A 12,747-nucleotide genomic window follows, 5' to 3' on the forward strand; every position below is an offset into this window, starting at 1 on the left:
CCGCGACGGCCCCGGCCGCGCCGGCGGCGTGCGCGGCGGCCGCACCGGGGGCCGCGGCGTCGGTGCCGCCGGGGGTGCCGCCGGGGGTGGTCGTGCCGGTGCCGGGGACGGCGGTGCCGAGGGCGAGGGCCAGCGCCCAGCCGGCCGGCAGCGCGCCGGGCGGCACGGGGGTGTCGCCCGCGGGGCGGGCGTCGGCCGGGGCTGCGTCGTCGGCGCTGCCGGCCGGGGTGTCGGCGGTGGCCCCGGGGCGGCCGGGGTCGCCGTCGCGGCCCACGGCACGGCCGGGACGGTCGTCGACGCGGCCGGCGCCGCCGTCGGCCCGCGGACGCCCGGCGGCGGCGTCGTCGAGGACGTCGTCGAGGGCGGACGCGAAGCCGGCGGCCGAGCCCGGGTCGGAGCCACCGGCCGGGGAGGCCGGGGCGGGCGCGGCCGCGGCGGCGGTCAGGACGGGAGCTGTCACGAGTAGGCCTCCGCGGCGCTGGTGACCTTGCGGACGTAGGACCGGGTCTCGGCGTACGGCGGGATGCCGCCGTGGCGGGCGACCGTGCCGGGACCGGCGTTGTAGGCGGCCAGCGCGAGATCGGTCGAGCCGAACCGGTCGGTGAGCTGGCGCAGGTAGCGGGCGGCGCCGTCGATCGACGACGCCGGGTCGCCGGCGTCGACGCCGAGGCCCTGGGCGGTGGCCGGCATGAACTGCATGAGGCCGGTGGCGCCCGCGGGCGAGACGGCGGAGGAGTCGAAGCCGGACTCGACCTTCGCCACCGCGGCGAGCAGCGCCGGGTCGACGCCGTGCCTGGCGCCGGCGGCGGTGAACAGGTCGGCGTAGGGGACGCCCGCCAGGCCGGCGCCGGGGGCGGCCACCGCCGTGGAGGCGGGGGCGGAGGCGGGCAGCGCCCGGCGGATGACGGTCGGGGTGCCGACGTCCTGCACCCGGACGACGTCGCCCTCCTGCGGCGCGGCGATCATCTTCCCGTCGCCGACGTAGATGCCGACGTGGTCGATGCCCGGGCGCGACGGGGAGTTGTCGAAGAACACGAGGTCGCCGGGGCGGGCCTCGGCCAGGCTCGCGACCGGGGTGCCCGCGGTGGCCTGCTGGGAGCTGGTGCGGGGCAGGTCGATGCCCAGGTCGGCGAACACCCGCTGCACCAGGCCGGAGCAGTCCAGGCCCACGGACGGGTCGGTGCCGCCCCAGGCGTAGGGCACGCCGAGGTAGCGCCGCGCCGCGGCGACCGCCTGGTCCTCCAGGCCGCTGCCGGCGGTCGCCGCCGCGCCGGTCGCCGTCGCGCCGGTCGCCGTCGTGGCCGCGGTGCCGGTGAGCCCGGCGGCGGACGCGGCGCTGGCCCAGGCGGCCGACGTCGAGGTGGCCGACGTCGAGGTGGCCGACGCCGAGGCGAAGGTGAGGATCCGGTTCTGGATCTCGGCGATGCGGCTGTGCACCGCGGTCAGTCCCTCCACGGGTCCTCCTCTCCCTCGGGTCCGGTCCCGGCGTGCCGGGCGGTGACCAGGTCGTCGACCGCGCGCTCCTCGGCGCTGAGCTCGGCGGTCCGCAGCGCGAGGAGGTGCCGCTCGCGCAGCTTCTCCAGCGCCCTGGTCCGCTGGGCGGCGGCGGTCCACCGCGCGCGCAGCAGCCCGGCCTGCTCGGCCGAGGCCTGCGCCGTCGCCCGTGCAGCTGTCACATCGGCAGCCGCGGCGGCCGATGCGACCATCGCGGCGACGAAGACGTGCGCCGGCGCGGACGCGGGCGGGACCCGCGCGGCCTGGGCGGCGGCCGCGGCCTCGGCGCGGCGCTCCGCCTCGCGGGCCGCGGCCGGCGCCTCGGCGGCGGCGCGCTCGGCGGCCTCCTCGGCGGCGCGGCGGACCCGCAGCACCGGCTCGAGGCGGAAGGCGGCCGGCTTCGCCACCTCAGCCGGCCGTCACGAGCCGGTGCAGCATCGCCCAGGCGTCGTCGGGGGCGGTGCTGTCCTCCAGCGGCTGGCGCAGGAAGGCGTCGATGGCGGGGGACAGCGCGCGGGCGCGGTCGACCAGCGGGTCGCTGCCGGCCTGGTAGGCGCCGATCTCCACGAGCTCCTTGACGTCGCGCAGCGCGCCCATCAGCCGCCGCATCTCGCGGGCGTCGGCCATCCGCGCGGGCGCGGTGACCGCGCCGGCGACCCGGGAGATCGACTCCAGGACGTCGACGGCGGGGAAGTGGCCGGTGGTGGCCAGCCTCCGGGTGAGCACGACGTGCCCGTCGAGGATCGAGCGGGCGGTGTCGGCGATCGGCTCGTTGTGGTCGTCCCCCTCGACGAGCACGGTGTAGAGGCCGGTGATCGACCCGGTCGCGCCGGGCCCGGCCTTCTCCAGCAGGCGCGGCATCATCGCGAAGACGCTCGGCGGGTAGCCGCGGGTGGCCGGGGGCTCGCCGGCGGACAGGCCGACCTCGCGCTGGGCCATCGCGGTGCGGGTGATGGAGTCCATGAGCAGCAGCACGTCGCGGCCCTGGTCGCGGAAGCCCTCGGCGATGCGGGTGGCCACGAACGCCGCCTTGAGCCGCACCAGCGGCGGCTCGTCGGAGGTGGCGACGACGACGACCGTGCGCGCCATGCCCTCGGCCCCGAGGTTCTCCTCGAGGAACTCCTTCACCTCGCGGCCGCGCTCGCCGATCAGCCCGATGACCCGGACGTCGGCCTCGGTGCCGCGGGTGATCTGCGCGAGCAGCGTGGACTTGCCGACACCGGACCCGGCGAAGATGCCCAGCCGCTGGCCCTTGCCGACCGGCACGAGGGTGTCCAGCGCGCGGACGCCGACCGGCAGCGGCTCCTCCACCCGGCGGCGGGACAGCGCGTGCGGGGTCTCGCTGGCGAGGTCCACCCAGTCGATGCCCCCGCCGCTGCCGGGACCGAGCGGGCCGTGCCCGTCGACCGGGCGGCCCAGGCCGTCCAGCACCCGGCCGAGCAGCGCCTCGCCGACCGGCACCTGCAGCGGCATGCCGGTGTTCCGGACCGGCGCGCCGGCGCGCACGCCGCCGAGCTCGCCGAGCGGCATGCAGGTGAGCCGGTCCCGGGAGACGGCGACCACCTCGGCCACGAGCCCGCGCGGGCCGGGGTCGACCTCGACGAGGTCCCCGACGGCGGCGGCGACGCCCTCGACGGTGAGGGTGAGCCCCATGGCGCCGACGACCGAGCCGGTCAGCTGCGGGCGGGCGGCCAGGCGGGCGCGCTGCAGCAGCGCGGTGGTGCTCACGCCGACAGCACCGCCCGCACCCGCGCGAGCGCCGTCGACAGCTGCGCGTCGACCCGGCGGGGGCCGCACTCGGCGACCGCGCCGGCCCGCTCGACGGCGTCGTCGCCGACGACGGTGACCGACCGCGGCAGCGCGGCGAGGGCGGCCGGCGGGACCTCGGCGAGGTCGTCGGGGTGCAGCCGGACGACGGCGGGGGCGTCGGCGGGGACGAGGGTCAGCGCGCGGCGGACCGCGTCCACGCCGGCGGTGGTCGAGGCCGACAGCTCGCGGCCGAGCAGGTCCTCGACCAGCGTCAGGACGCCCTCGACGATCGTGTCGCGGACGTCCTCGGCGGTGGGCACCACGGCGGCGTCGAGGGCGGCGACGGCGGCGCCGAGCGCGGCGGTGGCCGAGGCCATCCGCCGCTCCCAGCGGGCCTGCGCGTCGGCCAGCCGCGCGGCCGCCTCGGCCTCGGCCTCGGCGACGACCCGGCCGGCCTCGGCCAGGCCCTCGGCGTAGCCGGCGCCGTGCCCCTCGGCGCGGGCGAACTCGCGCAGCCGGGCGAGCTCCTCGGCGTAGACGTCGCCGAGCCGCAGCACGCCGCGGCCGTTGGGCACCGGGACGTCGGCGGCGCGCCGGACGGAGGACCGCCGCTCGACGACCACCTCGGGCGCGCCGTCCACGACGGGCAGCGTCAGGGGCCGGGTCAGCTGCGGGGCCGGCGGCTGGGTGGGCGGCAGGGTCAGGGGCCGGGTCAGCTGCTCGGTCGGCTGGTGGGTCGCCGCCTGCGGTGCCGGGCGCGGCTCGGGCACCGTCGTCCCCGGCACCGAGCGGTACGGCGCCGCCGCGCTGGCCGAGGCCCCGCGCAGCAGCACCGACTCCCGGGCCGTCGGACGGGCCCCGTCAGGAGACGAACTCATCGTCCCCACCGCGCGAGATGGTCAGGACGCCCTGCTCCTCGAGCGTGCGGATGACCGCGACGATCTTGCCCTGCGCCTCCTCGACCGTGCGGGCGCGGACGGGGCCGAGCAGCTCGATCTCCTCGGCGAGGTTCTCGGCGGCCCGCTCGGAGAGGTTCCGGACCACCTTGTCGCGGACGTCGGGGCGCACGCCCTTGAGCGCGGTGGCCAGGTCGTTGGCCTCGACCTCGCGCAGCACCAGCTGCATCGAGCGGTCGTCGATGGTGGTGATGTCCTCGAAGACGAACATCTGCGCGCGCACCTGCTCGGCCAGCTCCGGGTCGGAGGTGTCCAGCCACTCGAGGATCGAGCGCTCGGTCGGCCGCGGCGAGCGGTTGATGATCTCCACGAGGGTCTCGACGCCGCCCACGGTGGACATGTCCTGGTGGGCGAGCAGCGACCCCATGCGGCGGCCGAGCTCCTCCTCCACCAGCCGGACCATCTCCGGGGAGGTGCGGTCCATCGTGGCGATCCGGTGGGCCACCTCGGCCTGCTGCTCCGGGGAGAAGCCCGAGAGCACCTCGGCCGACTGCCCGGCCGACAGGTGGGCCAGCACCAGGGCGATGACCTGCGGGTGCTCGTCCTTGAGGAAGGTGACCAGCTGGCGGACGTCGGCGTTGCGCAGCGAGGCGAACGGCACCTCGGTGTAGACGACGTTGAGCCGGGCGAGGATGCCCTCGGCCTTGTCCTCACCGAGGCCGGCGGCCAGGATCTCGCGGGCGAACTCGACGCCGCCGCGGCCCACGTACCGCTGTGCGGCCATCATCTGCGAGAACTCGGTGAGGACGCCGTCGACGTCCTCCGGCTCGACCGAGCCGAGCTTCATGATCTCGCGGGTGAGGGCCTCGACCTCGCGCGGGCGCAGCTTGGACAGCAGCAGCCCGGCCTCCTCCCTGCTCATCTGGGCGAGGAAGACGGCGGCCTTGCGCAGGCCCGGCATCTCGGGACGCGGGGGAGCCGGCGGCAGCGCGGGCAGGTTGGTCCCGCCCGCGCCCACCAGCTGCTCGACGCTGGCGAGCGTCACTTGACGTCACTCAGCCAGCCGCGCAGCATCTGCGCCACCTCGTCCGGACGTTCGCTGACCATCGTCGCGATCTCCCCCCGCACCCGCTGCCGCTCCGCGGCCTCCAGTTCCAGCGCCCGGTTGTCCAGGACCGCCGTGTCGTCCCGCGAGCTGGACACCCGCAGCCGCTCGAGCTCGGCGATCAGGCCCTCGTCGAGCTCCAGGGGCTCGTCGTCCTCGTCCTCCTCCTCGTCGTCGCCGCGGCGGCGCGAGCGCAGCCACACGACGAGGACCAGCAGCGCGATGCCGAGCGCGATGCCGCCGTTCTTGACCAGGGACCACATCTGCGCCTGCTGCTCGGCCTCGCGGGCCGCGGTCATCTCCGCGGCGGCGGCGTCGGCGGCGGTGGTGTCGAAGGCGAGGGAGGCGACGCTGATGTCGTCGCCGCGCGCGGTGTCCAGGCCGACGGCGTTGCCGATGAGGTCCTGCACCTGCGTCTGGTTGAGGTTGCCGGCCACCGTGTCGTTCAGGACCACCGCGACGGTGAGCCGGTTGACCTCCCCGGGCGCGGTGACGGTGTTGGTGACCGTCTGGTCCACGGAGTTGTTCGCCGTCGTCGACTCGGTCGAGTAGGTGGAGGTGCCGCCGCCGGCGCCGTTCGCGGCGTCGGCGGTGTTCTCCGGGCCGAGCACGCCGCCGACGGCGGTGCCGTCGCCGGTGTACTGCTCGGTCGAGGTCTGCTCGGAGACCGGCGGCGTGCCCTGGGTGTAGCCGTAGGTCGTCGCGGTGCTGTCGCTCTGCGACATGTCCAGGTCGGCGCGCACGGCGACGCGGGCGTTGCCCGGGCCGAGGACGGTGTCGAGGATGGCCTGGGCGTTGGCGGCCAGGCGGCTCTCGTAGTCGGTCTCCATCTGCGAGCGGGCGTCGCCGGAGGCGGCGCTCACGCCCTGGCCGGCGGCCGAGAGCAGCTGACCGGTCGAGTCGGAGACGGTCACCTGCTCGGGGTCCATGCCCTCCACGCTGGAGGAGACCAGGTTGGTGATCGACTGGATCTGCTCGCCGGCGAGCTCGGTGCCCGGCTCCAGGTCCAGGAGCACCGAGGCGGTCGGCTCGCGCTCGTCGGAGGCGAAGACCTCGTCCTCGGGCAGCGCGACGTGGACCACGGCGGTCTGCACGCCGTCGAGGGCCTCGAGGGTGTTGGCCAGCTCGCCCTCGATGGCGCGCTGGTACTGCACCTGCTGCTGGAACTCGCTGGTGGTGATGCCCTGCTCGTCGAGCAGCGCGTACCCGGTCTCCGAGCCGGCCGGCAGGCCCTTGCCGCTCATCTGCAGCCGCAGGTCGTAGACCTGCTCGTTGGCCACGAGGATGGTGCCGCCGCCGTCGGCGAGCTCGTAGGAGACGCCGGCGGCGTTGAGCTCGTCGACGATCGCCGAGGCGTCGGTCGAGGCCAGGTTGGAGAACAGCGGCGCCATGGTCGGCGTCGTGATCCAGCGGTAGAAGAAGAAGCCGCCCAGAGCCAGCCCGGCCACCAGCAGGCCGATCACGACCTTCTGGCCGAGGCTGATGGTGGCGAGCGTGCTCCGCAGCTTCGCCAGCGGCCCAGCGAGTGCGGCAGGCATCAGACGGGCATCCTCATGATCTCGGTGAAGGCCTCGACCGCCTTGTTCTTGAGGGTCACGACCACCTCGGTGGCCACGGAGGACTCCTGGGCGGCGATCATGTAGTCGTGCACGTCACGCAGGTCGCCGGTGGCGCCCTGCACGGCGAGGGCGTCCTTGGCCGACTGCAGGCTGCCGAGCTGGTCGAGCGCGCCGGTCAGCGCGGCGGCGAAGCCCTCGCCCGACGTCGAGGTCGCCGGGGCCGCGGGCGTCGTGCCGCTGATCCCGCCGAGGGCGCCGATCGTCGGGACGCCGGGCAGCGAGATGCCGTCGATGGGGGAGCTCACGGTCAGCCCTTCCCGAGCTGGAGGGCGGCCTGGTAGGCGGTGGTCGCCCGCTCCAGGGACGCCAGGTTCGCCTGGTAGCCGCGCTGGGCCATGATCAGCTGGGTCATCTGGTCGCCGAGGTCGATGTCCGGGTACCGGACGTAGCCCTCGGCGTCGGCCAGCGGGTGGTCGGGCTCGTGCACGAGCCGGCCCTCGCCGCTGCCGAACTCGGCCCGGGCGATGCGGACGCCGCCCTCGCCGGAGCCGTAGTCCACGGCCTGCGCGACGACCATGCGCTCCCTGAACGCCTCGCCGTCGGTCGAGCTGACCGTGTTGATGTTGGAGATGTTGTCCGAGACGGCGTCCATCCAGCGGCGGTGGACGGAGAGCCCGGACCCGGAGACGTCGAGGCTGTCGAACACGTCAGGACGTCCTCAGGGCCGTGCGCAGACCGCTGTACTTGCCGTCGAGCGCGGTGAGCGCGAACTGGTAGCGCAGGCCGGTCTCGGTGGCGATGACCGTCTCGCTGTCGAGGTTGACGTTGTTGCCGTCCTCGCGGGTCGGCTCGAACGAGCGCGCGATCGAGCCGCCGGAGACCGTCGGCGTCCTGCCCTGGCGCAGCTCGGCGCGCAGCGAGGACTCGAAGTCCGTGCGGCCGGCGAGGAAGCCCGGGGTCTGGACGTTGGCGATGTTGTCCGCGGTGACGCGCTGGCGCTGGGCCAGGCCGCTGAGCGCCGCGTGCAGCGTCGTCATCGTGACGTCGCTGATCATCGGGTGGACCGCCGGCGGGCAGGACGGCAGGACACGACTGGCCTCCGGGTACGTCGGGTTGCCCCGGCGCGCGAGCGCAGGGGAGGGGCCGCCGATCCGTGGCGAGAGTGGTGCTGTCCGTGCAGGGCCGACATCGGCAGCGGTCCGTCACACCTTGACCACGTTCCGTGACTCAGGTGACGGGTGTGACGGATGGCGGGGACGAGCCCGGTGGGCACTGCGGGGCCCGTGTCGCCTCCCGAGCCGCCTCCCGCGCCCGGAGGGCGGTACCAGCCCGGGGACGACGACGGCCGGGCCCGCCGCGAGGCGGACCCGGCCGGGCCGGTTCGTCGTGGAGTGTTGCCAGTCGGGCTCAGAGGGCCCTGTCGATGAAGGCGGGCACCGGGCGGGGCCGGTAGGCCATCCGTGCGGCGACGTCGCGCTGGCGCTGGGACTGGGTGATCCGCTCGACGAGCTCCTCGGCGACGGCGAGCTGGTGCTGCAGCAGCCGGGCGGCCCGCTCGCGCAGGTCCGCCGGCACCGGGCCCAGCACGCTGGGCGGGGTCCAGTCCTCCATGCGCCGGCCCCAGGCGGCGATCTCCTCGGCGCGGTTGCCGCGGATGGCCCGCTCGGCGTCGAGGACCTCGACCTCCATCTCCTCGAGGACGCTGGCCCACTCCGCGCGGCGCTGCCCGTCCGCGGAGTGCGCCGCGGTCATGCGGTGCCCGCCAGGCTGGCGGCGGCCTGCCGCCAGGCGTCGCGCAGCGGCTCGACGACCCTCAGGCACGACTCGACGCGGTTGCGGTCGCCCTTGACGTTGGCCTGCACGAGCTCGGTGATCAGCCACGAGTACAGCGCGGCGAGCCGGGGTCCTCCCTCCCACGCGTCGACGCGGAGGCTCGCACGCAGCTCGAAGACGACGTCCTGCGCGTGGGTCAGCTGCGTGCCGGCGGTCCGGCGGTCGCCGGTGGCCAGCGCGGACGCGGCCCGCTCGAGGTCGAGGGCCAGCCGGTCGTAGAGCATGACCAGGAGTTGCTGGGGGGACGCGGTGGCGACGGAGTCGCCCACGTATCGGGCGCGCAGCGCGGCGGCAGTGCTCATCAGGTCTCTCCTCGGACTCGCGCGGGCGTCAGGTGGTCAGGGGGTCACGACGACGACAGGGACGACAGCTGCGAGGACAGCCAGGACGCCTGGTTCCTCAGCGTCCCGAGGGCGGTCTCCATCGCGGTGAACTGGCGGGTGAGGGTCGTACGGCGCAGCTCGAGTCGCAGGTCCCACGCCTCCACGCGCTCGTCCAGGTCCTTGGCCCTCTCCTCGGTGCTCTTCACGAGGAGGGTCAGGGTCCCGTCCGTGGTGTTCGACGCCGTCCGTGCGATGTCGGCCAGCTTGGCGGCGATGCCCGTCGGCAGGGACTGGTTGTCCGAGGTGGTGGCGGCGTCCCCGTCAGGCCCGGGCAGCGTGGTGACCTGACGGAACATCCGCTGCACGACGGCGGGGTCGGCGGCCAGCTTGTCGAGGAAGGCGGTCTCGTCGAAGGTGTAGCGCCCGTTCTGGGTGAGCTCGAGGCCGACCGCTGAGGACGAGCCGTCCTCGCCGACGGCGAACGACAGCACGTCGAGGACCCGCGAGGTGAGCTGGCGCAGGGCGCTGTCCCCCTTCAGCACGGCCGTGCTGCTCGTGCTGTCGGTGCGCGTGGAGATCGCGTCCAGCAGGGCGTTGGCCGAGGTCACCAGGGCCTGCACGTGGTCGGCGATGGCCTCCGGGTCGGTGGCCACCTGCACGGTCACCGAACTGGCCGGCTCGGTGACCGTCAGCGTGACGCCGTCGAGCAGGCCGGTGAAGGTGTTGGTCGCGGAGGTGACCTTGTAGCCGGTGCCCTCGCCGACGGTGAGCTGTGCGTTGGCGCCCTGCGTCACGGTCGTGAAGGTGTCCGGTGCGCCGACGTCGAAGCGGGATGCCTCGCCGGTCTTCGTGGAGGTCACCTGCAGCTGGTACTGGGTGGGGGAGGTCCGGACGGCGGTCGCCGAGAGCCCCAGGTCGCTGCGGGCCGTGATCGCCGCAGCCGCTTCCGCGAGCGTGCTGCGGCCGTCGCCGTTGCGGTCGACGGTGATGGTGTGCGTGGTGCCGCCCACCTCCACGTCGATGGTGGCGGCGCCGAAGTCGAGGTCGGCCGCCGTCTGCTGATCGGTGGCGGTCCACTTCTGTGTGCTGATGACCGAGTGGGCCTTGGCGACCCAGTCGACACGGAAGGAGAGGGAGCCCGGCGCCGCTCCGGTGGTCGCGGAGGCGCTCACCGCCGTGGAGGAGCTGGTCGCCTTGACCGACTGCCAGGCGGAGTCGCCGGCCAGCTTCTCCGCGGCGGTCCTGAGTGCGTCGACGCGGCTGTTCACGTCGCGGTAGGCCGTCACCTGCTGCTGGGTCCTCGAGAGCCGCTGCGCGAGGAGGGTCTGCGGATTGGCCTCGACCGCCATCAGCTGGTCGATGATCGTGGCGGTGTCCATGTTGGACACCAGACCGCTGATGCTCAGACCGGCCATCGGGACTCCTCGACTCGTGAGCGGGGGGAGGACGAGCGCAGTGAGGGGGGAGGCCAGGGCCTCCCCCCTCACCGGGTGGTGCTAGGTGGTGCTCAGGCGCTGCGCCGAGGTCAGCGGAGCAGCTGCAGGATGTTCTGCGACGCCTGGTTGGCCTGGGCCAGCATGGCCGTGCCGGCCTGGCTCAGGATCTGCGTCCGGGAGAAGTTGGTCATCTCCTGGGCCATGTCGGTGTCCCGGATCCGGGACTCCGACGCGGTCAGGTTCTCCATGGTCGCGTTCAGGTTGTTGACCGTGTGCTCGAACCGGTTCTGGTAGGCACCCAGCTCCGCGCGGGCGGTGGAGATGCTCTCGATCTGGGCGTTGATCGCGGTGATGGCCGACTGGGCGCCCGACGCGCTCGACAGGGAGACGGCGCTCAGCGCGGTGGCGACGGCGTCGACGTCGGCACCCGACAGGTTGATGGTGATCTGGCTGTTGGTGTCGCCGTCGGCACCGACCTGGAACTTCAGCGACGAGGCGGAGCCGTCGAGCAGCTTCGTGCCGTTGAAGTTGGTCGCACCCGCGATCCGGTTCAGCTCCTCGGTCAGCTTGGTGACCTCGGTGCCGATGGCCGCGCGGGCCTTCTCGTTGTTCGAGTCGTTGCCGGCCTGGACGGCCAGGTCACGCATGCGCTGCAGGATGGAGTGGACCTCGGTGAGCGCGCCCTCCGCGGTCTGCACGACGGAGATGCCGTCCTGCGTGTTGCGGACGGCCACCTTGAGGCCGCCGATCTGCGACCGGAGCCCCTCCGAGATGGCCAGACCCGCGGCGTCGTCGGCGGCGCGGTTGATGCGGTAGCCGGAGGACAGCTTCTCCAGCGACTTGCCCATCTGGCCGTCGGTGACGGTGAGGTTGCGGTAGGCGTTGATCGCCGCGATGTTGGTGTTGACGCTGAGACCCATGGTGTTCCTCCTTGGACGTGGGCCGTTTCCTGATCCCGCTGGCATCCGTGCTGGCGGGCCTTGCTCCATGGGTTACGGCGGCAGGGCCCGGGACCTTTAACCGAACCGGGCAGCTTTCTCGCGGATCCTCCGGACGGGTCGGTCCGTGCAGGCTGCCCGCGGTGCGGGCGGCGTCCCAGGCGGCACGGGAGGCTCGGCGCTGCACTGGGGCCCCAGTCCGGCGCGTCGGACGGCCGGGGAGCGGCCCGCCCGGCCATACCGTCGCGGGACCCCGCCTCGGCTCTCGCCGCGGGGAACCCCACCAGTCGTCCTCCCAGGGGGAGCACCCATGCGCGTCCTGCTCTCGACGACCCGCTTCGCCGGGTCGCTGTACTACCGCACGGCGGAGCCGGCCGAGGCCGTCCAGGCGGCCGGGGTCGGCGTCGAGTGCTCGACCACCTACGGCCTGAAGACCGTCATGGCGCAGCGGCCGGGCGAGGACGTCCTGTCGGTCCGCGAGGTCGATGCCGAGGGTGCCGACGTGGTGGTCCTCCAGCTGCCGAAGACCAGGGAGAGCCTGGACATCCTGAGGCTCCTCCAGGCCCAGGGCGTCGCCGTGGTCGTCGAGCTGGACGACCTGTTCCGGGCCGTGCCGTACGGGCACATGGCCTTCCGCACCCTGAAGACCTCCTCGATCAACGAGTACGTGCTGGCGTGCGCTCGCGAGGCCGATCTCGTCACCGTCTCCTCGGCCGCGCTCCTCGAGGAGTACGCCGGACACGGACGAGGTGCGTACATCCCCAACGCGGTCCCGCGTCGGATCGCCGAGCTGCCGCCGGCGTACGAGCGGGACCCGGAGGTCGTCACCGTCGGTTGGACCGGTTCCGTGCCGACCCACCCCTACGACCTGCAGGTGATGGAGTCCGGGCTGCAGCAGGGCCTGGACCGCACCGCCGGCCGGAGTCGTTTCGTCATCCTCGGGCAGGCCGCGGACGCCCGGACGCGCCTCCACCTCCCCGAGGACCCCGTCGAGGTCCCCTGGAAGCAGGACGTCGACCAGTACCTGACGACCATGGGGGAACTCTTCGACGTCGGGATCGCTCCGCTGCGACTCGACCGCTTCAACGAGTGCAAGAGCTGGCTCAAGGTGATGGAGTACGCCGCGCGCGGCGTCTTCGCCCTCCGGTCACCCAGCGCGGAGTACGAGCGCCTCGGTCTCGGACGACGCGCCAAGCGTCCCCGCGACTGGGCTGCCGGTGTCGCTGCCGCCGTGGACGCTCCGGACGCCCGGCGGGAGAAGGCGGCCCAGGACCGGGCCGTCGTGCTGGAGCGGCACCTGACGGAGCACACCGCCGAGCGCTGGGTGGCGGCGTGGCGCCAGGCGCGGGACAACCGGACGCGCGCCCAGAAGGGCCTGGGCCCACGGTCGTCCCTCGCCGGGGTCGGGTGACGG

General features: G+C 74.3%; 14 protein-coding genes and 1 pseudogene. 1 reads left to right on the top strand and 14 read right to left on the bottom strand.

Translation table 11 applies throughout. The features are described from left to right. The 14 genes and pseudogenes from ACFO3M_RS21465 to ACFO3M_RS21530 form a co-directional block, all read right to left on the bottom strand. A pseudogene (locus ACFO3M_RS21465) lies at nucleotides 1-460 on the bottom strand (hypothetical protein); the annotation flags it as partial. Next, entirely contained in the window at nucleotides 457-1,455 is a 999-nt protein-coding gene (locus ACFO3M_RS21470; RefSeq protein ID WP_387993848.1) for a lytic transglycosylase domain-containing protein, read from the bottom strand. The pseudogene ACFO3M_RS21465 and the gene ACFO3M_RS21470, both read right to left, overlap by 4 nt. Then, nucleotides 1,443-1,901, bottom strand: coding sequence for a flagellar export protein FliJ (locus ACFO3M_RS21475; protein WP_387993851.1), 459 nt, complete (start codon nucleotides 1,899-1,901; stop codon nucleotides 1,443-1,445). Before ACFO3M_RS21475 ends, ACFO3M_RS21470 begins: the two co-directional genes overlap by 13 nt. 1 nt (nucleotide 1,902) lies before the next feature. Further along, nucleotides 1,903-3,222 carry a FliI/YscN family ATPase gene (locus ACFO3M_RS21480; RefSeq protein ID WP_387993854.1) on the bottom strand — a complete coding sequence of 440 codons (1,320 nt, stop codon included), beginning with the start codon at nucleotides 3,220-3,222 and terminating at the stop codon, nucleotides 1,903-1,905. Then, nucleotides 3,219-4,121, bottom strand: coding sequence for a FliH/SctL family protein (locus tag ACFO3M_RS21485; RefSeq protein ID WP_387993856.1), 903 nt, complete (start codon nucleotides 4,119-4,121; stop codon nucleotides 3,219-3,221). The genes ACFO3M_RS21480 and ACFO3M_RS21485 overlap by 4 nt, the downstream gene beginning before the upstream one ends. After that, nucleotides 4,105-5,184: a flagellar motor switch protein FliG gene (gene fliG / locus ACFO3M_RS21490; protein ID WP_387993858.1), complete on the bottom strand. Its 1,080-nt coding sequence runs from the start codon at nucleotides 5,182-5,184 to the stop codon at nucleotides 4,105-4,107. The genes ACFO3M_RS21485 and fliG overlap by 17 nt, the downstream gene beginning before the upstream one ends. After that, nucleotides 5,181-6,782 carry a flagellar basal-body MS-ring/collar protein FliF gene (gene fliF / locus ACFO3M_RS21495; protein WP_387993860.1) on the bottom strand — a complete coding sequence of 534 codons (1,602 nt, stop codon included), beginning with the start codon at nucleotides 6,780-6,782 and terminating at the stop codon, nucleotides 5,181-5,183. The genes fliG and fliF overlap by 4 nt, the downstream gene beginning before the upstream one ends. Next, the gene (locus ACFO3M_RS21500) at nucleotides 6,782-7,108 is read right to left on the bottom strand and encodes a flagellar hook-basal body complex protein FliE (RefSeq protein ID WP_387993863.1); all 327 of its coding nucleotides are present in this window, start codon (nucleotides 7,106-7,108) and stop codon (nucleotides 6,782-6,784) included. The genes fliF and ACFO3M_RS21500 overlap by 1 nt, the downstream gene beginning before the upstream one ends. Nucleotides 7,109-7,110: 2 nt before the next feature. After that, the gene (locus ACFO3M_RS21505; protein WP_387993866.1) at nucleotides 7,111-7,509 is read right to left on the bottom strand and encodes a flagellar basal body rod protein FlgC; all 399 of its coding nucleotides are present in this window, start codon (nucleotides 7,507-7,509) and stop codon (nucleotides 7,111-7,113) included. 1 nt (nucleotide 7,510) lies between these two features. Further along, complete coding sequence (locus ACFO3M_RS21510) at nucleotides 7,511-7,858, bottom strand: flagellar basal body rod protein FlgB (protein ID WP_387993869.1); 348 nt, start codon at nucleotides 7,856-7,858, stop codon at nucleotides 7,511-7,513. Nucleotides 7,859-8,210: 352 nt separating this feature from the next. Beyond that, nucleotides 8,211-8,555 carry a hypothetical protein gene (locus ACFO3M_RS21515; RefSeq protein WP_387993871.1) on the bottom strand — a complete coding sequence of 115 codons (345 nt, stop codon included), beginning with the start codon at nucleotides 8,553-8,555 and terminating at the stop codon, nucleotides 8,211-8,213. After that, nucleotides 8,552-8,938 carry a flagellar export chaperone FliS gene (fliS, locus tag ACFO3M_RS21520; protein WP_387993874.1) on the bottom strand — a complete coding sequence of 129 codons (387 nt, stop codon included), beginning with the start codon at nucleotides 8,936-8,938 and terminating at the stop codon, nucleotides 8,552-8,554. The genes ACFO3M_RS21515 and fliS overlap by 4 nt, the downstream gene beginning before the upstream one ends. Before the next feature lie 44 nt (nucleotides 8,939-8,982). Continuing rightward, nucleotides 8,983-10,374, bottom strand: coding sequence for a flagellar filament capping protein FliD (fliD, locus tag ACFO3M_RS21525; protein ID WP_387993877.1), 1,392 nt, complete (start codon nucleotides 10,372-10,374; stop codon nucleotides 8,983-8,985). A gap of 110 nt (nucleotides 10,375-10,484) precedes the next feature. Continuing rightward, nucleotides 10,485-11,315, bottom strand: coding sequence for a flagellin N-terminal helical domain-containing protein (locus tag ACFO3M_RS21530; RefSeq protein ID WP_387993880.1), 831 nt, complete (start codon nucleotides 11,313-11,315; stop codon nucleotides 10,485-10,487). 328 nt (nucleotides 11,316-11,643) lie between these two features. Here ACFO3M_RS21530 and ACFO3M_RS21535 point away from each other — a divergent pair, with 328 nt between their 5' ends. Next, complete coding sequence (locus tag ACFO3M_RS21535; RefSeq protein WP_387993883.1) at nucleotides 11,644-12,744, top strand: glycosyltransferase family protein; 1,101 nt, start codon at nucleotides 11,644-11,646, stop codon at nucleotides 12,742-12,744. Nucleotides 12,745-12,747: the final 3 nt, after the last annotated feature.

The sequence above is a fragment of the Geodermatophilus arenarius genome (assembly GCF_042654585.1).
In the GTDB taxonomy this organism is placed as follows: domain Bacteria; phylum Actinomycetota; class Actinomycetes; order Mycobacteriales; family Geodermatophilaceae; genus Geodermatophilus; species Geodermatophilus arenarius.